The organism is Hyalangium minutum, from assembly GCF_000737315.1.
Classification (GTDB): Bacteria; Myxococcota; Myxococcia; order Myxococcales; family Myxococcaceae; genus Hyalangium; species Hyalangium minutum.
The window spans coordinates 349,370-371,430 of record NZ_JMCB01000001.1 but is presented as its reverse complement, the minus strand read 5'-3'; the positions used below and the strand labels follow the sequence as shown (position 1 = coordinate 371,430).

At 67.4% G+C, this 22,061-nt stretch carries 15 protein-coding genes; 8 read left to right on the top strand and 7 right to left on the bottom strand.

Translation table 11 applies throughout. The features are described from left to right. Positions 1–32: 32 nt before the first annotated feature. Genes DB31_RS01330 through DB31_RS01320 form a run of 3 tightly spaced genes read right to left on the bottom strand, consistent with a single transcriptional unit; the run spans position 33 to position 4,838 of the window. The gene (locus DB31_RS01330) at positions 33–2,366 is read right to left on the bottom strand and encodes a kelch repeat-containing protein (protein WP_044180885.1); all 2,334 of its coding nucleotides are present in this window, start codon (positions 2,364–2,366) and stop codon (positions 33–35) included. Continuing rightward, positions 2,363–3,187 (bottom strand): hypothetical protein, encoded by an 825-nt coding sequence (locus DB31_RS01325; protein WP_157231724.1) that lies wholly within the window; start codon positions 3,185–3,187, stop codon positions 2,363–2,365. The genes DB31_RS01330 and DB31_RS01325 overlap by 4 nt, the downstream gene beginning before the upstream one ends. Before the next feature lie 13 nt (positions 3,188–3,200). Beyond that, positions 3,201–4,838, bottom strand: a complete 1,638-nt coding sequence (locus DB31_RS01320; RefSeq protein ID WP_157231722.1) for a hypothetical protein — start codon at positions 4,836–4,838, stop codon at positions 3,201–3,203. Between the two features lie 158 nt (positions 4,839–4,996). Here DB31_RS01320 and DB31_RS01315 point away from each other — a divergent pair, with 158 nt between their 5' ends. Then, on the top strand, positions 4,997–5,611 hold the full coding sequence (locus DB31_RS01315) for a CPCC family cysteine-rich protein (RefSeq protein WP_240486468.1): 615 nt from the start codon (positions 4,997–4,999) through the stop codon (positions 5,609–5,611). 37 nt (positions 5,612–5,648) lie between these two features. Here the strand turns inward: DB31_RS01315 and DB31_RS01310 are convergent, their stop codons facing one another. Further along, positions 5,649–6,242 (bottom strand): TetR/AcrR family transcriptional regulator, encoded by a 594-nt coding sequence (locus tag DB31_RS01310; protein WP_044180876.1) that lies wholly within the window; start codon positions 6,240–6,242, stop codon positions 5,649–5,651. Positions 6,243–6,363: 121 nt separating this feature from the next. On the opposite strand from DB31_RS01310, the gene DB31_RS01305 reads away from it, so the two are divergent. The 7 genes from DB31_RS01305 (at position 6,364) to DB31_RS01275 (ending at position 15,168) form a co-directional block, all read left to right on the top strand. Beyond that, on the top strand, positions 6,364–7,113 hold the full coding sequence (locus DB31_RS01305) for an SDR family NAD(P)-dependent oxidoreductase (protein WP_044180873.1): 750 nt from the start codon (positions 6,364–6,366) through the stop codon (positions 7,111–7,113). A gap of 269 nt (positions 7,114–7,382) precedes the next feature. Next, positions 7,383–9,482: a caspase family protein gene (locus DB31_RS01300; protein WP_240486503.1), complete on the top strand. Its 2,100-nt coding sequence runs from the start codon at positions 7,383–7,385 to the stop codon at positions 9,480–9,482. A gap of 93 nt (positions 9,483–9,575) precedes the next feature. Then, positions 9,576–10,250 carry a MotA/TolQ/ExbB proton channel family protein gene (locus tag DB31_RS01295; protein WP_044180869.1) on the top strand — a complete coding sequence of 225 codons (675 nt, stop codon included), beginning with the start codon at positions 9,576–9,578 and terminating at the stop codon, positions 10,248–10,250. 2 nt (positions 10,251–10,252) lie between these two features. Then, positions 10,253–10,681: an ExbD/TolR family protein gene (locus tag DB31_RS01290; RefSeq protein ID WP_044180866.1), complete on the top strand. Its 429-nt coding sequence runs from the start codon at positions 10,253–10,255 to the stop codon at positions 10,679–10,681. A gap of 11 nt (positions 10,682–10,692) precedes the next feature. Further along, entirely contained in the window at positions 10,693–11,478 is a 786-nt protein-coding gene (locus tag DB31_RS01285) for an energy transducer TonB (RefSeq protein WP_044182101.1), read from the top strand. Positions 11,479–11,522: 44 nt separating this feature from the next. Beyond that, complete coding sequence (locus DB31_RS01280) at positions 11,523–14,243, top strand: TonB family protein (protein ID WP_044180863.1); 2,721 nt, start codon at positions 11,523–11,525, stop codon at positions 14,241–14,243. 1 nt (position 14,244) lies between these two features. Continuing rightward, entirely contained in the window at positions 14,245–15,168 is a 924-nt protein-coding gene (locus tag DB31_RS01275; protein WP_044180861.1) for a hypothetical protein, read from the top strand. 26 nt (positions 15,169–15,194) lie between these two features. Here the strand turns inward: DB31_RS01275 and DB31_RS01270 are convergent, their stop codons facing one another. The 3 genes from DB31_RS01270 to DB31_RS01260 all read right to left on the bottom strand — a co-directional run bounded on the left by DB31_RS01270 (position 15,195) and on the right by DB31_RS01260 (position 22,052). Continuing rightward, positions 15,195–15,956, bottom strand: a complete 762-nt coding sequence (locus DB31_RS01270) for an esterase family protein (protein ID WP_044180859.1) — start codon at positions 15,954–15,956, stop codon at positions 15,195–15,197. Between the two features lie 122 nt (positions 15,957–16,078). After that, on the bottom strand, positions 16,079–19,369 hold the full coding sequence (locus tag DB31_RS01265; RefSeq protein WP_240486467.1) for a CARDB domain-containing protein: 3,291 nt from the start codon (positions 19,367–19,369) through the stop codon (positions 16,079–16,081). A gap of 442 nt (positions 19,370–19,811) precedes the next feature. Beyond that, on the bottom strand, positions 19,812–22,052 hold the full coding sequence (locus DB31_RS01260) for a tetratricopeptide repeat protein (RefSeq protein ID WP_044180856.1): 2,241 nt from the start codon (positions 22,050–22,052) through the stop codon (positions 19,812–19,814). Between the last annotated feature and the right edge of the window lie 9 nt (positions 22,053–22,061).

Here is a 22,061-nt window from a genome sequence, read left to right as displayed (position 1 = left end):
CCCGATGAAACGCCAGGAGCGATCGAGGGGCATTAGGGGGTGTACAGCTCCGAGGACGCGAGAGTGCCGAGAACCTGCCCCTCCCAGCCGTTTCCACTCACGACGAGCACCTTGCCGTCTGGCATGAGCGCCGCCACGTGGAATCTGCGGCGCGAGGCCATGGACGGGGTGCTGCTCCAAGTGCTCGTGACTGGGTCATACACCTCCGCTGTCGCGAGCTCATAATGCAGAAAGTTGAACCCGCCTGCGACGAGCACCTTGCCGTTGGGAAGCAGCGTCGCGGTGTGCCAAATGCGCGGCACGCTCATGGACGGGGTGGCGCTCCAGGTGCCCGTGGCTGGGTCATACACCTCCGAGGTGGCAATGGCAGCGCCCGCTCCATACCCACCCGTGACGAGCACCTTGCCATTGGGCAGCAGCGTCGCGGTGTGATCATAACGCGCCTCTGCGAGAGAGCCCGTGGCGCTCCAGGTTCCCGAAGCAGGGTCGTACACCTCCGCCGTTGAGAGAGAGGTGCCCTCATGTTGTCCACCCGAGACCATCACCTTTCCATTGGACAGCAGCGTCGCTCGGTGCCCCGAGCGACGGGTGATCATGGAGCCCGTGGCGCTCCAGGTCCCCGAAGCCGGGTCGTACACCTCCGCCGAGGCAGCGGCACTGATGGAGCCATTGGAAGGGCGTCCCCCGGTCACGAGTACCCGGCCATCGGTCAGTCGCGTCGCCGTGTGTTGGTCTCGGGGCGAGGCCAAGGAGCCGGTCATGCTCCAGGAGCCTGAGGCCGGGTCATACAGCTCCGCGGCTGTAACGTTTTCGCTGTAGCCCCATTCGCCATAGCTCTCTCCGGCGGTAACGAGCACTTTGCCGTTGAGGAGCAGCGTCGCCGAGTGCCGCTCTCGCGGCATCAGCATGGGGGAGGTGGGGCGCCAGGTGTTGGACACCGGCTCATACAGCTCGGACGTATCGAGGGTGCCGTTGTTGGTCCGCCCTCCTGTGGTGAGCACCCTGCCGCCGGGTAGCACGGTCGCGGAGTGGTACAAACGGCCGAGAGTCAAGGAGCCAGCTGGGGACCAGCCGGCATTGGAACACGCGGGCAGTCCGGACACCGTGAAGGTTCTCGTGGCCATCAGGTGGGAGGCATTGGTGACGGTGACGGTGACGGCCGTGGAGGCATCGAGGCAGGAGGGCGCGGTCCAAGTGATGCGGCTGTGGGAAGTGCCATGGGCCGGAGCTCCCAGAGAGCCAGTGCTGGCGGCCCAGGAGAAGGTCAGCGCGGAGTTCTCGGGATCCCTGGCCTCCACCTCATATGTGAGCTCCTGGCCCGCCGTGGCCGTGTCCGAGGATCGGTAGGAGCGGATGATGACAGGAGGGAAGTGGTTGATAGGCGGGGTATCGCTCACGCACAGGGCCACGGTGCCGGTGGTTTGCCCGCCACGCCCATCCGACACGGAGACCGTGAGGCGGCAGTTGTTGCAGGCCACGGCAGGCAGGGCCGAGGGCGTGAACTGAGCGGAGCTGGAGGAGGCATTGGCCCAAGCGCCTGCACACGTGGCGCTCCAGGAGTAGGAGAGGCCATCCTCATCCGGATCAGTGCCTGCGACAGAGACCGAGGTGGTCTGCCCGGGGGAGAGCTGCGTGGGGGAGGCAGACACCCAGGCAAGCCGAGGCGAGCTGTTGAAGGTGATGGAGAGCTGCGCTTCTCCCTCCGGTCCGCTCGTGGCCACGTTGACGTTCAGGGAAATGCTCGAGGAGAGGCCGCCTGGGTCCGTGACGGTCAAGGTGAGCCGCTGAGCGCCAAGCGTGAGAGGCGCGATCCACCCCGTGACATCCGAGGTGCTCGCGGAGAAGGTGCCCGCGGTGGAAGACCAGGCGTAGGTGAGGGTGTCACCCGGGTTGGGGTCGTGGGCGGTGGCCTGCAGGACCAGGTTGCCGCCCGGGGCCACCGTGGTGGCTGTGGCCACCAGCGAGTCGATAATCGGGGCCTCGTTGTCGAGCGGCGGCGGAGCATTCACCTCCTGGAGGGTGATGGCCACCAGGGTGGTCTGGCTTTCGGAGATGGTGACGCCGGAGGCGGTACCTTCGAAGAGCAGAGCGCCCGAAGCATCGAAAGCCTGCGCGTGAAAGGCGCGGTTGGAGCCGGCGGGAATGTTGCCAATGATGCCGCCCCATAGGCCGTGGGTCTGGGCGAGCTCCACTGTGACAGAGGGGATATCCGCCGCGCTGGAAGTCACGGTGACGCGGGAGATGTTGGAGGCAAGCGCCTGCCTCGCGGAGACGGCGAACTGGGCCGTGCCAGTCTCAGGAGAGGTGCAACGCGCAAGCAGCACAGCGGCGAGCGCGACGAAGAGAATGAGAGGTTTTGGAGTCATGAAAGGGTCCTGTACCCGTGCTGGCCGGCAATGAACTCCTCCAGGCGTTGGCGGCGGAGGGTCTGGTTGAGGAAGACGAAGTCGGTCTCGCCGAACCGCGACAGCGAAGCGTCGCTCTGCTGCGCAAGCCACTCGACGAAGGGCTCGATGCTCGGAAACTCGCGGAGGACGTTCGCCGGGCCACCATCTTCGACGGTGGCGTAGAGGTAGTGGCCCGACTGGCTCAGGAACAGACCCGTACCGCAGTAGTCCCTGTGGGAGAAGCACAGGTCCCCTCGGCTCAGCGCCTGCGCCACCTTGCGGGCCAGTGGCTTACCGAAGGGCTCCTTGCTCACATTGAGGCCTCGGAAGCCCTTGATCCGGCGTTCGAGTTGGTCCACCCCGCTGCTCAGCTCAGCCGCCTCATCCCAGTTTCGGTAGCTCTCGCCGTCGAGGAAGCTCGCGGATGACATGCCTTTGGCGAGATCGACCCGGAGCTCCAGCCGGCACTCGCCTTCCTGAGTTTCGAGGAACTCCTCGATCCGGACCCAGAATGGTTCGCCCTTGAAGGAGAAGAAGGTGTCCGGGTCGCCGTTCTCGCGAATGCCGTAGACAACCGTCTCGGTGTTACGTCGCCTGCGGATGTGCTCGAGCGTACCGCTCACGCAGCGATGGCGGCGGAAGAACTCTCCCAGCAAGCCCACCAGCTCTCGCTCCTCCGTCAGCGATCGGGGAGTCGCGTGCGCCCGGGCCTCATCACGCTTGGCACACAATGCATCGCGCTCCTGAGTCAGTGAGGCGATCTGGCTCTGGATCCAGCCGTCGAAGTCGTCTGTGCCCACGTTCACTCCTTGCTCACTTGTGATCGGGGCTCTTGGGAGACCACGGCATCTCCGTGTCGTAGACATTGTGAGAGGTGGTGTTGTCCGAGAACACGAGGGTCTGCGTGTTGGGCGTGAACGTCAGCGCGGAGACATGCTTCCCGGAGTTCTCCCAGTAGTGGCCGTAGGCGTCCGTGGGGAGGATCAGCTTCTTCTGGAGCCGCGTGGACGCCGCGTTGAGGACCAGAGCGCAGGTGAAGCACGCCGTCTTGACGCCCCCGACAAACGCCGGGCTCTGCTCTGTCAACCGGCCCTTGGCGTCGAGTTCCATCAGGATGGGATAGAAGAGCTCCTCCGCGTGGACCTCCTTGTTCACGAAGAGCCCCTTCGAGGGAGTGTCCGTCTCGGGCAGGACGACGAACACGCGGTTGGCCGTCAGCGCCTTGTCACCAGGGGCGATCGTCCACGAGTCGTAGTGGGTGCCGCTGCGCTTGATCGTGACGCTGCTGATGTTGGTGAACTCGACCGCCTCGCGGAGCTGCTGGAACACATACGTCCATTGGAAGAGGAAATAGGAGCGGTAGGCCGACTCCGTGTTCGTGACGATTGCCTGCTGGTACTCTTTCACCTTGTCGACATGGTCACTGGTGAAGTTCCGGGGGAGCGACTTATAGGTTCCTCCACTCCCCAGGTTGATGTCGGCGACAAGCGCCTGGACCGTCGTCTTCGTCTGGAGCGCTTCGAGCAGCAGCTCCGAGAAGAGGTGGTTGTTCGTGGACAGGTAGAGTGAATTGCCTGCCCACATGGCCTGGACCTCGACGGGCTTGTACTTCTCGTCGTCGGATTTGAACGCCTTGGAGGCCTTTTTGTGGTCCTCCGATCCCTTCTTGTAGAGGGCCCGGTCATCGACGCCGAAATGAATCATGTACAGGATGGAGCTGAGCCGGCGGAGGAAGGAGTTCGGCCCCAGCTCGCGGTAGTCCCACGTCGATGAGCGCGGGATGATCCGGACATCGGTGACGACGGTGGGCGCGGAGGCGTTCATCTTCGGGTACGTCGTGCCCTTCACATCCACCTTGTACTTCAGCTTCTTGTCGTACTCGGATCTCGGGATGACCCGGCCTGTCTTCAGCTCCGAGGTCTTCTGCGGATTGCTTCCCGTCTTCATCTCGCCGAACCGTTTCAGGAACTTCTTCTGCCGCACCCGCTGCTGTTTGTAGGTGCCCTCCATGCGAGACACCGTGGCGAAGGACGGATCCTCCAGCGACGTGAAGATGAAGTCCTCCTCCTTCTTCGCGAGTTCCTCTCGCTTGGTCCGCTTCACACCGACGAGGGTCTTCTCGACATCCAGCGTGTCATAGCGGCTGGGGTCATGCTGGGGATCATCCAGCATGCCGGGGCGCTGCCGCTTCTCAGCCTTCTTCTTGGTGACCTGAGAGGGGATGAAATAGACCTCTTTGTTGCTGTTGCACTGGGGGCAGTCGGGCCGCGCCGCCTTGGCCGTGGCATAGTTGGAGGGCGTGCACCAGCGCCAGGTCTTCCAGCAGGTCCGGCAACCGAAGGCGAAGGCGAACGTGCGCTTCGTCTCGACCTCGCTGCCTCCCGTCTTCGCGCAGGTGTTGCAGCTGGGCTTGAGTGTCTTGGCCTCGCTCTCCAGCAAGAGGTCGCTCACCTGGCCACATTTTTTGCACCGGAAGTAGCAGAGCACGGAGGTCTCTTCACCCCCGCGGTCATGCCGCGAGGCGGAACGGGGTGCACATGCTAGGTGACGGAGAGAGAGGAGCAAGTATAGGAACGGCTTGATGGAAGCCTCCGAACAGGAGACCTGGCGTGTCCCGCTTCCTGCCGCAATCACCGCTCCGGAGGACCTCCATGCAGCGCGACGCGCTCATTCGCTTGATTGCTCGAGAGTTCGTCGCCCGCCGGCCTCCCCACGAGAAGCTGTCGGAGCTGGACGCGTACTGGCACTGGGACGAGGACTCCGACGGTTGGCAGCGGCTCCCCGGGTCGGTGCGCGAAGAGATGCTCCGGCGTCCCGACTCCCCGCCCAAGCTGTGGCGCTCCACCTATGACGCCTTCTTCGAGTTCCTCGAGGAAGATGCGCGGCGGATCGTCCGCAACGAGGCCCTGCTCGAGGAGGCGCGGGTGCTCGGCGTGGAGGTGGATTCCGTCGAAGGCCAGCCCGCTCCCGCGGAGCCGTGTCCGTGCTGCGGCTTCCGCACGTTCCTCTGGCGCGGCGAGTACGACATCTGCCCGGTATGCATGTGGGAGGACGATCGCGAGCAGGATGCCTTCAGCGACGGTCCCGAGCGGCTCGCGCGCTTCAGCTCACCCAACCACATGACGCGCGCGGAGTACCGAGACGCCTACGAGGCCCACCGCGAGGAGGATCTGCGCTCGGGCGACCCCGAGCGTCTCCGCAAGTACGAGCGCTTCCTGCGTTAGTCACGATGCGGGCCGTGGCGGCACCATGACGCGAGCTTCACTTGATCAGCTTGCGCAGGTTGGCCTCGAGAATCTCATCGGAGAACTCAGGGTTGGCGGCCGCGACCGCTCGCGCCAGGATCAGCCCGCCAACCACCTCGCTCATCAACTGGATGGCTCGCTCCCGTGGCGAGGTCTTCCCTGCGGTACGCGGCTCAGGGAGGGCCTGGGTGAGGTTCGCGGCGATGAGCTGGATCACTTCCTCCAGGCCCTTGGCGACGCTCTCCTGGACCTCTTGGGGCTGACGCCCAGTGTCGGCCGCCAGCGCGGCCAGGGTGCAGCCCTGCGCGGGATCGTCCCGGTGCTCAGGTGACAGGTAGTGCTCCACGAAGCCCCTCAGCGCTTCGTCCGGAGCCTGCTCCAGCTCCTCTGCCAGCTTGGAGTTCGAGCGCTGGAAGGCCTCCGAGCACATCTCCGCCGCGAGCGCCTGCTTGGAGGGAAAGTGGTTGTAGAAACCCCCATGGGTGAAGCCCGCCGCCTTCATCAGGTCCGCGATGCCCACCCCCTCGAACCCGCGCTCGCGGAAGAGCCGCCCCGCTGCCTCGAGGATGTCCCGCCGGTTCTGGGCCGCCTGCTCCTTGGTGAGTCGCATCGTTCTTCCTCCTCCACACCAGCCCTCGGCCGGTTCGCTTGACAATAATAATGAGGGCCGTCATTAAAGTCCTGTCGGCAACGATGTTGGTCGTCATCAAAATCGTGAAAGGACCGAAATCATGAGCAAGCATCAGGGCAAGGTGGCCGTCGTTACGGGTGGTACCTCGGGCATTGGCTTCGCCACGGCGCAGCGGCTGGTCAACGAGGGAGCGAAGGTGTTCATCACGGGCCGGCGGCAGGCCGAGCTCGACGCCGCAGTCCAGAAGCTGGGAAAGAACGCCACGGGCGTGCAGGGGGACACCTCAAAGCTCGCGGACCTGGATCGGCTCTACGCCACGGTGAAGCGCGAGGCCGGGCACATCGACATCCTCTTCGCGAACGCGGGCGGCGGTGAGTTCCTCCCGCTGAGTGACCTCACCGAGGCGCACTTCGACCAGACCTTCGGCAGCAACGTGAAGGGTGTGGTGTTCACCGTGCAGAAGGCGCTGCCGCTGTTCCGCGAAGGGGGTTCGATCATCCTGAATGGCTCGAACGTCTCCACCAAGGGCGCCGCGGCCTTCAGCGTGTACGCCGCGACCAAGGCCGCCCTGCGGTCCTTCGCCCGCAGCTGGATCCTCGAGCTGAAGGAGCGGAAGATCCGCGTCAATGTCGTCAGCCCGGGGCCCATCGACACTCCGGGACTCGACGGGCTGGCCAAGACTCCAGAGCAGAAGGCGCAGTTCAAGGCGAGCCTCGTGGCGTCCGTTCCCCTGGGCCGGCTGGGTCAGCCTGACGAGATCGCCAAGGTCGTCTCGTTCCTCGCCTCGGACGACAGCAGCTTTGTCACGGGCACGGAGCTGTTCGCCGATGGCGGCGCATCGCAGATCTGACGGACTCTCAAAGGGGGGAAAGAGGCGGGAGCCTTCTCATGAAAGGCTCTCGCGTCCTCGAACAAGTCCTCTGTCGTCGCCCGCTCGTCCACGTTCCTGGAGGCCTACCTGCTTCGGCTGAAAGGTTGAGCCCGCATGCTCCAAGGGGGACTGGCACCGGGGCGAGTGCCTGGAGTAAGTAAATAACCGCACGCGCGGTCCGGCCGGGGTCGCAGGCACGATTCACGATGGACACGAGCGCCGCAGGTGGATGGAGACGCGTGGCCGCGATGGTGGGCGCGCTGATCCTCTTGGGGGCAACTGGAGCCGCCGCGTCCCCGGTGGAGGAGCCGCGCGCCTCCATCCGGCGCTATGCCCTCATCATTGGCTCCAGCGAGGGCGGGGCGGGCCGCGAGCGCCTGCGCTACGCCAGCTCGGACGCGCTGGCTCTCTCCCAGGTGATGGAGGAGCTGGGCGGGGTGGCTCCCGGGGACCGGCTGTTGCTGCTGGAGGCGGATCGGGCCGCGCTGTTGACGGCCATCGCTCGGATGGGCCGGCTCATCTCCAGCACGTCCCCCACGGAGGCCCGGCGGGAGCTGGTGCTCTACTACTCGGGCCACTCGGACTCGGAGGGGCTGCTGCCTCGCGGCGAGCGCCTGGCTTACACCGAGCTGCGCCGGCTGCTCTCCGAGGTTCCGGTGGATGTGCGCATCGCCATCCTCGATTCCTGTGGCTCCGGCGCGCTCACCCGCTTCAAGGGCGGCGTGAGCCGGTTGTCCTTTCTCTCGGACATCTCGTCGCAGGTGCGGGGCCACGCGTTTCTCGCCTCCAGCTCCGCGGACGAGGTGGCGCAAGAGGCGGACTCCATTGGCGCCTCCTTCTTCACGCACTTTCTCATCTCCGGTCTGCGCGGCGCCGCGGACGCGGATGGAGATGGCCGCGTCACACTGAATGAGGCGTACCAGTTCGCCTACCGCGAGACGCTCGCGCGCACCGAGCGCACCCAAGGCGGGCCCCAGCACGCGGCCTATGACATCCAGCTCGCGGGCAGCGGCGATCTGGTGATGACGGACCTGCGCGGCGCCCAGTCCCGGCTGACGCTGGCGGAGCCGGTCGAGGGCCACCTCTTCGTGCGCAACTGGGGCAATCAGCTCATCGCGGAGCTGCGGAAGCAGCCCGGGCGACGGTTGATGCTCCGGCTGGATCCGGGGCAATACCACGTCACGCTGGAGCGCTCCTCGCAGCGCTTCGAGGCCGAGCTGACGGTGGCCAAGGGGGGCGAGACGAAGCTGGGCACGGCGGACTTCGTGCCCATGACGGTGATGCGCACGGCCCAGCGCGGCGGAGGCCCGGTGCTCGCGGAGCCGGCCGTCGCCGTGGATGCGCCTGTCGTGGCGGTGAACCTGTCCCTCGTGCCACCGCTGGCCACCAACATGCTGCTGGGCCCTCGCACCCTCAACCATGTCTCGTTCGGAGTGCTGGGGACACGCTCCCAGCAAGTGCGAGGGCTGGCGGTGGCGGGGGGGATGAGCTGGGTGGATGGGACGATGGAGGGGCTCCAGGCCTCGGGGCTCGCCAACGTGGCGGGCGGCGAGGTGTGGGGAGGGCAGGTGGCGCTCGGCGGAAATCTCGCGTTCGGAAATGGGCGAGGCGTGCAGGTGGCCGGGCTGGTCAACATCGCCGAGGGCTCCTTCACCGGATTCCAGTTGAGCGGCACCGCCAACCGGACGGACGCGGAGCTGCGCGGTGTGCAGGGCGGCGCCGTCAACACGGCGGAGGTGGTGAAGGGCGTGCAGATCGGCCTCATCAACATCGCTGGAGACGTCACCGGCACTCAGGTGGGCCTCCTCAACGTGGGCAACGAGGTGCGGGGCCTTCAGCTGGGGCTGCTCAATATCGCCGAGGATGTGACGGTGCCCATCGGCGCTCTCAACATCGTGCGCAAGGGGCGCCTGTCCTTCGAGCTGTGGGCAGATGACGTCGCTCCCGCGAACGTGGGCCTGAAGTACGGCAGCGAGCGCGTCTATGTGCTGGTGGTCGAGGGCGTCCAGCCCTGGGAGAGGACGTACCGCAGCTTCTCGTTCGTGGGCCTCGGGCTCCATTTCTCTCTGGCCCCGCGGACCTACCTGGACGTGGACGTGAGCGCGGGCTCGTGGCGGCGGCAGCTCTTCGGGGAGAAGCCGTCGAATGCCCTCGGACGGCTCCGGGTGATGGTGGGCTGGGAGCTGAAGCGGCGGCTCGCCCTCTTCGCCGGGGCGTCGCTGAGCTACTACGACGCGCCCCAGGACGACGAGGATCGGGAGGTGAGCTGGATGCCGCAGTGGACGGTGGGAGGAGGCTCCCCTCCGGCTCGTCTCTGGCCCGGTCTGCTCCTCGGTGTGCGCATCTGAGCCCCTCCGGGGCTCCCCTGCATGACCCCGGTGACACTTCGCCCGGGGGGCGGTGTTCCCTTCGTATCCACGCGGTACGTGAGGAAAACCACAATGCAATCCATGGGGTTGATGGCCCAGGCTCCTGCTGAGGGAGTGGGGTGGCTCAGCGGCAAGTTGCTCGGGGTGACGCTCTCCAGCGCGGAGTGGGTGCTCTGGGTGCTGGTGGTCCTGTCGGTGATCTCCGTGGCCATCATGCTGGAGCGCGCGCTGTACTTCGCGCGCCATCGGCTGCCGGACTCGGAGGCGTTGGCGGTGCGGCTGGCTCGCGGCGAGTTCGACGCCGTGCGCGAGGCGGTGAAGGGCCAGCGCGGCATGGAGGCGGCCGTTGTCCGTGAGGCCCTGGCCTCCGCCGGGCAGGGCGCCGACACCGTGGAGCAGGTGATTGCCTCCACCATGGCCCGCGAGCGCCCCCAGTACGAGCGCTTCCTGTCCTTTCTGGGCACGCTGGGCAACAACGCCCCGTTCATCGGGTTGTTTGGCACGGTGCTCGGCATCATCAAGGCGTTCCATGATCTGGGCTCCATGCAGGTCAAGGGCGCGGCCATCCAGCAGACGGTCATGGCGGGCATCTCCGAGGCGCTCGTGGCCACGGCGGTAGGCTTGGCGGTGGCCATTCCCGCGGTGGTGGCCTTCAACGTCTTCAACCGTCAGCTCAAGACGCTCACCAGCCGCACCACCGCCCTGGGCCATGCGCTCGTGGGCAGCCTGCGCTCGGAGGCTCGCTAGTCATGGCCGGCGGAGCCGCGGAGAACGAGGACGAGATCACCGGCATCAACGTCACGCCGTTGGTGGACGTCGTCCTGGTGCTGCTCATCATCTTCATGGTGACGGCCAACTTCATCGTTCGCGAGACGGTCGAGGTGGATCTGCCTCGCGCCGCCAACGGCGGAGAGACGGTGCAGGGGCTCGTCAACGTGGTGCTCGACAAGGAAGGCAAGCTGTTCTTCGACGGCACCGAGGTCCGTGAGGACGAGCTGTCGAGGAAGATCAGCGAGGCGGTGTCCAAGGACAAGGACACGCGCGCCATCATCAGCGCGGACCAGTCGCTGCCCTATGGCCGGGTCATGCACCTCATCGACGTGGTGAAGGGCCAGGGCATCGCGAAGTTCGCCCTCAACATCGAGAAGGACGTGGCCCCCGAGGCCACGCGGCTGTGAACGGTGCCGCCATGAGTCAGAGGGTCCTCGACAGCGGCGCGCTGTACCTCCCACGGCGGGACGGCTCCCGGTGGCTGGTGGGCTTCGTGGCCGGCTCGCTCGCGCTGCATGGGTCGGCGCTGTGGATTCTCAACGCCCAGCCGCGGGGCCGGTCCGAGCCGCAGCGGCCCGTGGAGCTGGTGATGGTGGAGGTGCAGCGGCCTCCGCCTCCTCCCGAGGTGAAGGAGGAGCCCAAGCCCGAGCCGCCCAAGCCGCGCGCCGTCCCCCGGCCTCCTCCCGTGAAGGTGGCTGTGGCTCCCCGGCCGCTGCCGCCTCCTCCGGTGGACGCTCCGCCTCCGCCCAATGATGCGCCGCCGCCCACGAAGACGGCGCCCCTGGTCGTGGGAATCTCCATGTCCTCCACGACGAGCGCGGGAGGCTTCGGGGCGCCGGTAGGCAATACGCTGTATGGGCGCACGGCGGACAAGGCCCTCGAGGCCAAGGAGGTGAAGGCCTATTCGGCGCCGAAGTACACGCCCATCTACCAGGTGGACAGCGAGCCCCGGCTGGCCAACGAGGTGAAGATTCCCTACCCGGAGGAGGCGCGGCGGGCAGGCATCGAGGGCACGGTGACGCTGTCCATCACCATCGACCCCGAGGGGCGCGTGGTGGCCGCGCGCGTGGTGTCGGGCCCGGGCTACGGGCTGAACGAGGCGGCACGCGACGCCATTCTGCGCTTCCGCTTCAAGCCCGCCATCAAGGGCGGCGAGGCCGTCTCCACTGAAATGAAGTACTCGTACACATTCCTGCTCGACTGAGAGCCCTGGCTCTCGGTTCCACCCGTTCATCTCCCTCTCCAGTTATGTCCTCGAACCTGAAGACGAGGGCTGCGCTCATCGCAGCCTCGCTCCTGATGGGTGCGTCTTCGCTCGCCCAGGAGCAGAACCCTTCGCCGGCTTCCGCCGCGGAGACACCGAAGCCCGCCGCACAGCTCACCAAGGCTCCGGTCCTGGTGAAGCCCGTGGAGGCGAAGTACCCGCCCGAGGCCGCCGCCCAGGGGCTCACCGCCGACGTGCGGCTCATCATCACCATCGCCGAAGACGGTACCGTCTCCGACGCGCAGCTCGCCGAGCCGGTGGGCCACGGCTTCGACGAGGCCGCGCTCGAGGCGGTGCGCGCCTTCCAGTTCTCTCCCGCGGAGGTGGACGGAGTCCCGGCCCCGGTGCAGGTAGAGTACGTCTACCACTTCACCCTCTCCGCGACCGCCGAGGCCGCCCCAGACGCCGCGCCCGAGCAGGTGCAGAAGCCTCTGGCGACGCTCACCGGAACGCTCATCTCCCGAGGCAGCCGCTCGCGTGTGCCGGGGGCCACCGTGCGCTGCGGAGATGACCCCGAGGCGCCCGAGGCGCTCTCGGACGAGGAGGGCCACTTCACCCTTCAGGTCGAGCCGGGCGAGTGCGCGGTGCGCGTGGTGGCCTCGAACTTCCAGCGCTACCAGACGACGGAGCAGCTGAAGCCCAACGAGACGACGGAGATCGTCTTCTACCTGGTGCCCACCGGCGGCGCCTTCGAGACGGTGGTGCGCTCGGAGCGGCCCAAGAAGGAGGTGGTGCGCCGCACGGTGTCTCGCGAGGAGGCGCAGAAGACGCCGGGCACCTTTGGCGATCCCATCCGCGTCATCCAGGCGCTGCCGGGCGTGGCGCGCGCTCCCTTCATCTCGGGCGAGCTGCTGGTGCGCGGCTCCAACCCGGGTCAGAGCGCGACACTGATGGACGGAGTGCGCATCCCCCTCTTGTTTCACCTGGGGGCCGGCCCCTCGGTGGTCAACGCCGAGTTCATCGACTCGCTCGATTTCTACCCGGGCGGCTATGGCAGCCAGTATGGCCGCGCGGTGGGCGGCGTGGTGGACGTGGCCACGCGCAAGGGCGCCAGCGACACGCTGCACGGCTCGGTGAAGGTGGATGCGATGGATGCGGGCTTCTTCATTGAGGCCCCCCTCACGGACGGGATCAGCGTGGCCGCCTCGGCCCGGCGCTCCTACCTCGACGCGCTGTTGCCCCTCGTGCTCCCCAAGGAGGAGGGGAGCACGCTGTCGGTAGTGCCGCGCTACTGGGACTACCAGTTCCGTGTGGACTTCGGCGAACGCTCCAAGGAGGCCCCCGTGGCCGGAGCCGCGCGCAGCACCGGCCACATCATGGCCTTCGGCGCGGACGATCAGCTCACCCTCGTGTCCTCCGGCGAGGAGCAAGATCGGGACCTGAAGCTTGGCACGCACTCCCATTTCCACCGCGTCAAGGGCGACTGGACGTACCGGAAGGGCAACCTCACCTCCGTCTTCACGCCCTACGTGGGCTTGGACAAGGGCAGCCTGGAGTTCGGCAGCTTCCAGCAGGACACCACCCTCTACTCCCTGGGCGCGCGCCAGACGCTGTCGATGGAGCTGTCCTCCTCGCTCACCCTGCGCACGGGCCTGGATGTGTACTTCGAGCACTTTCTCGTGGAGGTGCAGGTCCCCGCGCCCGGGGGCACCGAGTACGTGCCCTTCCCCGGGGCCGAGCCCGAGGCGGAGCTGCTGCGCGAGGAGCTCAGCATCAACGGCTTCGACGGCGGGCTGTTCGTGGAGGCGGACTACAAGCTGGGCGCCTTCACCCTCACCCCGGGCGTGCGCGGCAACCTCCAGCGTTCGAGAGGCGCGAGAAACCTGGCCCTGGATCCGCGGCTGTGGCTCCGGTACTCGGCCAGTGAGCGGACCACCCTCAAGGGCTCGGCGGGTCTCTACAGCCAGGCCCCGGAGACGTACCAGTTCATCACGCTGCCCTACGGAAACCCGAAGCTCCTCTACCAGCGCGCCTTCCAGACCAGCCTCGGAGCGGAGCACCGCCTCACGGACGCGCTGAGCGTGGATGTGACGGGCTTCTTCAACCGCCGCTTCAAGAACGTGGTGGCGCCAGGGCAGCTCCTCTCCCTCGACGGGGGCGGCGTCATCCAGGAGCGCTACAGCAACGACGGCGTCGGCAAGGCCCTGGGCGTGGAGCTGATGGTGAAGAAGGAGCGCGCCTCCTCCTCTGACAAGGTGCACGGCTGGCTGTCGTACACCTTCAGCCGCGCCGAGGATGGGCGCGCAGGGCCACTGCCCGCCGTCAATGGCGGCGGCTTCGGCGAGTCCACCACCGAGAACGCCTACGGCCTGAGCCAGTGGGACCAGACGCACATCCTCACCGTGGTGGCCGGCTATGTGCTGGGCGACGGCTGGGAGCTGGGCGGGCGCTTCCGCTTCACCAGTGGCCGGCCGGTGACGCCGATCTCGCACGGCTACGACATCTACCTCTCGGACGGCAACACCTTCGAGCCCACGCGGGGCCCGTACTTCTCCGCGCGCGCGGACAGCTTCCACCAGCTCGATGTGCGCGTGGACAAGAGCTGGCAGTTCCAGAGCTGGACGCTCACTGCGTACCTGGATGTGCAGAACCTCTACAACCGGGAGAACGTCGAGTTCGTCCTCGACGACTACCGCTACCGCGAGCAGTACGCGCTGCCGGGCCTCCCGCTGCTCCCCATCGTTGGCATGAAAGGAAGCTTCTGACATGAAGGCCGATGTGAAGTGCTGGGGCCTGGTGCTCGCGCTGGGTGCCGTGGCCTGTGTGGATCCCCAGGACAGGCCGGATCGGGTGCATGACTTTCGCGTGCTCGGGCTCGCCACGGATCCGCCGGAGCTGGTGGCGCCCATCTGCGAGCTCACGGACGAGGCGCTGGACTCGCTGCGCGTTCCGGTGAATTTCAGCGCCCTGCTGGCGGATCCCCAGGGCCAGGGCCGCTCCCTCCAGTACGAGGTGTGGGCGTGCGCGGACTCGAAGGACTACACGTGCTCGGACACCGCCAACCGCGTTCAGCTGGCGCAGGGCTCCACGACCGAGAGCGAGCTGTCGCTCTCCCTGCGCCCCGGAGACACCCAGGCGGAAGACGGCACGCCGCTCTTGAGGCGGGTGCTGGAGAAGGATCCGTACAAGGGACTGGGCGGGCTGCGCATGCCGCTGGTGCTCCATGTCCGGGCGGGCGACGAGGAGGTGTACGCGCAGAAGCTGATGGTCTTCTGGTGCCCGGTGGTCGAGGGGATGGCCGCCAACGTCAACCCGGTGCTGCCCGGCCTGAAGCTCGAGGACGCGCCGTGGGCGGAGGACGCGGTGCCGGAGCTCCGTGGCAGTGGGCCCTTCGTGCTGGCCACCGAGGACGTGACGGCGCTGCAGGAGCCCTATGTGGTGCCGGGCCTGCGTGCGCAGGCGGTGTCCCTCACGGAGGCGTGGAAGGTGTCCTGGCACGCCACGTTCGGCGAGTTCTCGGTGCAGCAGACGGGGGGCGCGGACTTCGGCGGCCAGGTGGGGCGCCACCGCACGGAGTGGGAACCTCCCGAGGAGGGTGGCAGCGCGCAGGACGTCATCTTCTGGGCCGTGGTGCGCGATGGGCGCGGCGGAGAGTCCTGGCTCCGCCGCCGGGCGCACTGGGTGCCCTGAGCCTGGCGTGTCCTTCGCGCCTCGGGTCAGCCCCAGCGCTCGGAGAGGTAGTAGTCGAGCTGCCGGTGCCAGGTCTGCCAGTCGTGCGGCATGTCATGCCCCCAGATGTCGAGGGTGTGAGGGATGCCGCGCTGGTGCAGCAGGTGGCTGAAGTGCTCGGTGAGGTGCGGGTGCTCCCACTGGCCTCGGCTGGACACCAGGTGGATGCGGCTGTGGTGGCGCAGCAGATCCATGGCGTGCCCCTCCGACAGGTTGGGCACGTAGGAGGCGGGGTTGTTGTAGTAGACGTCGTCGTTCCAGAAGCCGTGCAGGAACTGCGGCTGCAAGTCGTAGATGCCGCCCATCGCCAGCAGCGTGTCGAAGAGGTCCGGCCTCCGGAAGAAGGCGTTGGCCGCGTGGAAGGCGCCGAAGCTCGCCCCCGTAGCGCCAATGCGCGCCGAGCCGTTCTGCAGCACCCCGCGAATGTGCGGGACGACCTCGTCCGCGATGTACTCGGAGTAGAGCACCTGGCGGCGCGCCTTCTCGTGGATGGGCACGCCGTGGTTGAGCCAGGCGTGGTTGTTGATGCTGTCGATGCTGAAGATCTGCACGCGGCCCGAGAAGAGGTGGTGGGCCACCGCCTGGATGAGGCCCATGCGCTCGGCCTCGAGGAAGTCTCCGCCCGCGGTGGGGAAGAGCAGCAGCGCCGGGCCCCAGTGGCCATAGCGGACGACGGGCATGTCCATGCCCAGGCGGTGGCTGTGCCAGCCGAAGATTTCGCGGCGAAGGTTCGGGTCGACGTGTGACATGGGGCAGGGCTCCCTCGAGTGAAGCGGACCGGCCGCAGATAGCACAGGGCGCACGAAAAAGGCCCCAGGTTCCGGAGAACCTGGGGCCCACGGGCTACGGGAGGCAGAGTGGCCCGGTGCGACTACGGGCCGTTGATGACGAACTGTGACCCCGGCTCTTTGACGATGTTGCCGTCGGCCGAGCCGGTGATGGTGGTGTTCGTCAGGGTCGTGCTGCCGCGAGCGCCGCTCATGGCCAGGATGCCGGCACCGTTGAGCGAGTTGCTGATCCGCACGTTGCTGATCACGACGTTCGGCATGTTGCCGCCGCCGTTCTTGAACTGGATGCCGTCGTAGGTCGAGTCGTAGATGTCCGTGTCCCGGATGGTGACGCCGGAGATGTCCGACGTCGACGGGAACAGCGTGATCGCCCCGAACTCCTGGTCCTCGTTCCAGAACGCGCCACCGGTCCGGTACAGCCCGTTGTTGGCGATCAGCGTCGTCCCCGAGAAGGGCAGGGGGCTGTGGTCGGTCGCCAGCATGATGCCCGGGTAGTTCATCGTGTCGTAGATGAGGTTGCTCTCGATCGTGTTGCCGTAGCCGCCGTAGATCGCGATGCCGTTCGCCCGCCAGGGCAGCTGGACCGTGTTGTTGACGAAGTGGTTGTCGTGGGCGATGTCCACCGAGGGATTCTTGACGTAGGGGTTGGCCCAGACCGCCAGGGAGTCGTCACCGGTGGTGCGGAACGACGAGTTGAACACCTGCGAGTTCCGCGTGCCGTTGCTGAAGTTGATGCCGTCCGCATAGGTGTTGCGGATGCGCATGCCACTGAACTGCAGCCCGTCCGCCGGGCCCCACAGATCGGGGATGTTGTCGTAGTCACGGCCCACCCAGACCGCCACGTTGGCGTGCTCGATCCACACGTTGGTGATCCGCGTGTTCCTGCCGAACCGGCCATTCAGGGCGACGCCTCCCTCGGCGTTGCCGTCGCCGCCCCGGATGCGGCCGGAGCCGAAGATCGCGATGTCGGAGATCTTCACGTTGTCGTCGATGTCGAAGCCGAAGTTCCCCTCGTGGGGGTGGTTGATGCTGGTCGGTTGGTTCTGCGGCTCGATCGTGGCGTAGAGCTGGGAGTGCCACATGCCCGCGCCGCGGATCGTCACGTTCCGGATGCCCACCTGGTTGTACATCCCGCGGTTCAGCGGGTCGTCGGTGAGGATCTTCTTCTCCTGCCGCCACTGCCCCGCGGGGATCCACACGCAGCTGATGACGCCGTTCTGGTTGTCCGTCACCGCCCGCTGGAGGGCATCCGTGTCTTCAATGCCGTCGTTCGGCACCGCGCCGTAGTTCGTGATCGAGGTGCACTCGGAGGGCTTGCTCAGCGGCGGGGCCACCTGCTCGAGATCGATCACGTCGATGATGTAGTACGTGGCCGTGTCCGTCGCGTCTCGCTGCAGGCGGAAGACGGTCCCGGCCGGGTAGGTCTGCGCGAGCAGCGCCTGCGACTCGTCGAACAGCCTCCGCGCGTCGGCCTGGGGCGAGTTGGTCAGTGCCTCCGGGCCGTCGGTGTTCCCGTACAGCCAGCTGTGCTTCGAAGAGAGCGTGAGCTTCTGCACGAAGGTGCCATTGGCGTACAGGCTGATCGTGGCGCTCTGGCCGCCCCCGCCCGGTGCGTCGGGGATGGAGTTGCGCACGACGATCGAGTTCGTGGAGTTGGTCGAGGTGAACTCGACGTACTGGCCGGTGCTGTTCAGGCGCACGGACTTGCGGCCCGAGGACTCGGTGGCGAAGTTGGTATGCCCGAACGTCCGCAGGGCGTCCGTCTCCAGCAGGGTGCCTTGGTAGCGGCCGGCCTCGGCCTCGTAGGAGACCCAGGGGACCGCCGCCCCGCGCCCGACCACGATCGACTGCGAGAAGGTGTTGTTGTCCTCGCGCGTCTCGGCGACGACGCTGGTTGCATCGGCGGTGGCAGTGACCGTGGCTCCCCCGCTCGTGGCGGTCCAGCTGCCGCTGGTCGTCACGGAGACGGTCGCGCCGGCGGCGATGGCCGGGGTGCTGGCGTTGAGCGTGCTGGTGCCCACCACGATACGGGTGACCGTGGCCACCCCGGTCGCCGTGGTCCCGCGGTTCTTCACCTCCGCGCTGAACGTCACCGGTGCCCCGACGGCCGGGTTCGCGGGGTTCGAGCTGATGCTCAGCACCTGCAAGTCGGGCCCGGGAGCCTCCGACACCGTGAGCTTGGTCGGGTTGCTGAACGCGTTGTTGCTCTCGTTCTGCTCGACGACCGTGCCGTCGGGATCCGCGATGGCACCGATGGTGTAGGACCCGGCGGTCTTCTTGCCGATCGACGCCGACACGGTCGTGGTCGCACCCGCCGCGAGGCTGGCAACGCTGGCTGTGGCGAGCCGTGTGCCGTCAACGGTGAGGGCGGCAGTCGTCGCCGCCGACGTCCGGGTGCCGATGTTCTTCACCGTGGCCGTCAGCGTGATCGAGTCGGACTCGATCGGCGAGCTGGGAGTGGCGGTGACCGCAGTGACCGTGAGGTCGGGGTTTGCCGTGGGGCTGCCGTAGATCTGGAACTCGGCGGCCTGGCCGTTCCCGGAGCCGGTGTTGCCCGTGAAGACGACGCGGACGTCGGCGGCGGTGCCGGTGACGGGCACGGTGACCGTGTTCCCCGTCGCGGGGTTGAACGTGTACGCCGCGGAGGCCTTGAGCGTGGTGAAGGAGCCGCTGGCTTGGCTGCGGCCCTGGATCTCGAAGGTCTGGGTGCGAGTCGCCCAGGCGGAGGCCGGCGGAAGCTTGAGGACGACGCCCGAGAGGTCCACGCTCGTGCCGAGCGAGACGGTCAGGTGGCTCGGGTACTGGCCTCCCGCGCCCTCCCAGTACGTGTCCGTGCTGTTGTCGTTGGCGTTGGTGGCTACGAACAAATACTCCGTCGAGGAGCCCGTGATGGGCTTGCCGAGGGCGAGGTTGCTGCCGGTGGGCGGAGGCGGGTCGGTCGGCGGGGTGGTGGTGGTGGTGCCGCGGACCTCGAGCTCGGAGAGCTGGCCGGCGCTCCAGCCCGTGTTGGCGGTGATGGTGACGCGCACGTAGCGCGCGGACGTGTCCGGGACGTCGATCGTCACGGTGTTGCTCGTGGACGGATTGAACGCATAGGACGCGCTCGCCACGAGGGTGGTGAATGAGGAGCCGTCGGTGGAGGACTGGACGGAGAGGGTTTGGTTACGAGAACCCCAGCCCGCCGGGAGCCGCAAGACGAGGTCCTCGACGGTCGCGGCCGAGCCCAGGTCGATCTGCGCCCACTGGGGGAAAGCCCCATTGGTCGACTCCCAATAGGAGTTCTGGTTGCCGTCGGTGAGGTTGCTCGCGGTGTAAGGAGAGTTGTTGCTGCTGGCGGAGGCAGGCTTGCCCGCGGAGAGGAGGGTCGAGGCCAATGACGCGCTTTGCGTGGAGAGCCTCCCTCCCGGCGGCGCAATGTCTTGCCCGTCAGGAGAACCCCCTGCTGGGCTGCACGCGCTCGTGAGGAATAGACTTGCACATGCGGCATGGAGGATGCGTCTGGAGTGTTTGAGATAGAGCATAAATCCTGCCTGGATGAGACAATGGGTAAAGTGTGTCATCACGCCTGAAGAGGCGTTCGCAACAGGCGTCGGGCTGCGAGCATCAATGATGTGCAACCTGAGGCAGGCCGACGTTCACCCCATCCAGTCCCCTCTGCGACGCAGCGCACCAGGATGGCTGGGTAGATGTCCCCGGAATCTAGCCCTATGGTGATTTACGGTATTTGAATGTTTTGCGGGTCTGAGTCAAGGATAAAATGGTAGCGCTTTCAAAACTGTTTGCGCGAGGACCCTTTCTGCCAGCCGGGCTGCGCTCTTATGGCGCGGGCCAGGGCCGGGGGATGCGGTCCCCCTCTGGCTTTGGCGCTTGCGGCAGGCGCGCAAGCTCCGCCTCTTCCGCCGCCTTCTTCGCCGCTGCCGCCCGCTCTTGGGCAAGCCCGAAGAGGGTGAAGTGGACGAAGCGCCGGTCGAAGCGAGGGGGGCTGGGGGGTAGCTGTGGGGAGGGCTCCTCGTACTTCGCGTCGAGCGCGCGGCGGGCCATGCCGCCGAGGACGTCAGCCCATCGCGCATAGGCTTGCTCCACGAAGCGGTTGTCTGGGACGACGCGCGCGCGGACGAGGTGCGCGGCGGCCTGCAGGCCCGGTGGGAGCCAGGGGAAGTCCGGCTTCACCTCGCCTGTGAGCACGTAGGCCTCGAGCGGCTTCCGGGCGGCCATGAGCGAGAGGCTCGAGTTGAAGAGAGGGTCCGCGCTCGAGGGCCCCTTGCTGTGTGAGAGCTCCAGCGCCAGCAGCGCGGCGGTCTCTGGGTCCAGGCGGCTCAAGGCCTTGTCCGAGAGCGTCGAGGCCATCTGCACCGCCTTGTCCCAGTCCTTGAAGACGGTGCGGGTGAGCTCCAAGGCGTCGCGGGCTCCCGCCTCCTGGACTGCCTTCACGTCCTGCTCCGTCGCGGAGCTCTCCCCCGTGAGGAGGACGAAGGTCACCATGTGCTCCGGAGAGCCGGTGAGCGCGGGAGGGATGAGATCTCTCGAGATGTACTGCGTGCGCGAGGGCCCTGCGATCCGTGCGAGCCGGCCGGCGAGGAGGAGCAGCTCCCAGGTGCGGCGGCTCGGATCCTTCGCGAACTCGCGCACTGCCGCGGAGGCATCCTTGAACCTCTTGACAGAGCCCAGGGTGCGCACGCGCAGCTCCAGATCCTCCAGGGACTCGGGTCCCTGGGCCTGTGCACGCTCGAGCAGGTTCAGCGCTTCCTTCGCGTAGCCATCCGCGAGGCGGACGCGGGCGACCGCGCGCAGGGCTTCGGGGGAGTCGGGGAAGCGGTCCAGGACCTGGGCGTACCGCGTGCGCTGCTGCTCCGGAGGGGCCACCCGGACGGCCATCAGGGCCTTCTGGACGGACTCCGGATCCGTCTGGACCAGGGTGTTGTACAGCGTGAACGCTTCCGAGCGCTCGCCCAGGGCGAGGAAGATGTCCTGGGCCAGGCGGCCGATGACGGGATCCGCCTGGAAGGTCCGCTGAAGCTCCCGGGCGAACCCGAGCGCCTGGACCGGGCTGTGGTTCACCAGGAGGAGCGCGGCCTGCTCGCCGGCCTGCATCGCGGAGGGATCCGCCAGGAAGATGGCCCGCGCCAGCTCCGCGGCCTGGCGCCACTTCCCCGCATCCGCGAGGTCGCGCACCGTGCGCTCCCAGCTCCCTTGCAAGAGCATCTCGTCCTGGGGCTCGAGGCTCCCGGTGCGGCCCTCCAGGCGGTGAGTGCCGCGGGGGGCCGACGAATGGCCGACCTCGAGCGTGGCGGCGCCCAGGACGTTGTAGACAGCGCGCTGGGTCGACTCCAGCGAGAGCACCTCGAAGGGTGTCTGGGCCCCCACCCACCTGGCCTCCACGTGGTGAGGAGAGCCCAGCCCGAAGAGCTCCTGCTTCGCGATCTCTCCTGGCTGGAGTGTGATGAGCCGCTCGTTCAGGCGCACCTCCACGGGGCGGGAGAGGCCATTGACGAGCTGCACCTCCCGTTCGAAGAACGGCGCCACGGCAAGGCCCGTGCCCGCGAGGAGCACGCTCCCTATCGCGAGGAGGCCCCTCCAGCGCGCGGTCCGAGAACCCGACGCACCTGCCACGCGCCCGAGCACCTCGAGCTGTCCGTCCCGGCCACGACGGGCCATGTGCTCCCCCAGCGGCCAGATCGGCACTCCGAAGAGGCAGACGGCGCGGCGGGCGATGAACGGCGTCTCCTGCTGCGGGGCCGGGGGCAGGCCGGTCAGTGCGAGTCCCGTGCCTAGAAAGGAGTGGAGCGAGGGCGGCCGCTCGGCCACGACGAACAGGGCCCGGTGGGCGAGCAGCTCGCGAAGGGTGTCCCGCGCAGCGCCGGCCGCTTCGCGCGCCAGCCGGGCGGTGAGCGCGGCGTGGACGGCAAAGGCGTCACCTTGGGCCAGCGCAAGAGAGAGAGCTTCGTCCGGCAGCAGCGAGACGAGAGCAGGGGCGCGCTCGGTGAATCCGCTGGGATCCGCCTCCATGGGCAGGGAGGCGGGCGCGGCGGGAGCCATCTGTGTGGACACCATGGACATGGCGTCCCC

Excerpts from the sequence above, each read along its gene's own strand:
- DB31_RS01300 (WP_240486503.1), top strand. The coding sequence starts at position 7,383 with ATGGTGGGCGCGCTGATCCTCTTGGGGGCAACTGGAGCCGCCGCGTCC.
- DB31_RS01330 (WP_044180885.1), bottom strand. The coding sequence starts at position 2,366 with ATGACTCCAAAACCTCTCATTCTCTTCGTCGCGCTCGCCGCTGTGCTG.
- DB31_RS01285 (WP_044182101.1), top strand. The coding sequence starts at position 10,693 with ATGAGTCAGAGGGTCCTCGACAGCGGCGCGCTGTACCTCCCACGGCGG.
- DB31_RS01310 (WP_044180876.1), bottom strand. The coding sequence starts at position 6,242 with ATGCGACTCACCAAGGAGCAGGCGGCCCAGAACCGGCGGGACATCCTC.
- DB31_RS01275 (WP_044180861.1), top strand. The coding sequence starts at position 14,245 with ATGAAGGCCGATGTGAAGTGCTGGGGCCTGGTGCTCGCGCTGGGTGCC.
- DB31_RS01295 (WP_044180869.1), top strand. The coding sequence starts at position 9,576 with ATGCAATCCATGGGGTTGATGGCCCAGGCTCCTGCTGAGGGAGTGGGG.
- DB31_RS01290 (WP_044180866.1), top strand. The coding sequence starts at position 10,253 with ATGGCCGGCGGAGCCGCGGAGAACGAGGACGAGATCACCGGCATCAAC.
- DB31_RS01260 (WP_044180856.1), bottom strand. The coding sequence starts at position 22,052 with ATGTCCATGGTGTCCACACAGATGGCTCCCGCCGCGCCCGCCTCCCTG.
- DB31_RS01305 (WP_044180873.1), top strand. The coding sequence starts at position 6,364 with ATGAGCAAGCATCAGGGCAAGGTGGCCGTCGTTACGGGTGGTACCTCG.
- DB31_RS01270 (WP_044180859.1), bottom strand. The coding sequence starts at position 15,956 with ATGTCACACGTCGACCCGAACCTTCGCCGCGAAATCTTCGGCTGGCAC.
- DB31_RS01280 (WP_044180863.1), top strand. The coding sequence starts at position 11,523 with ATGTCCTCGAACCTGAAGACGAGGGCTGCGCTCATCGCAGCCTCGCTC.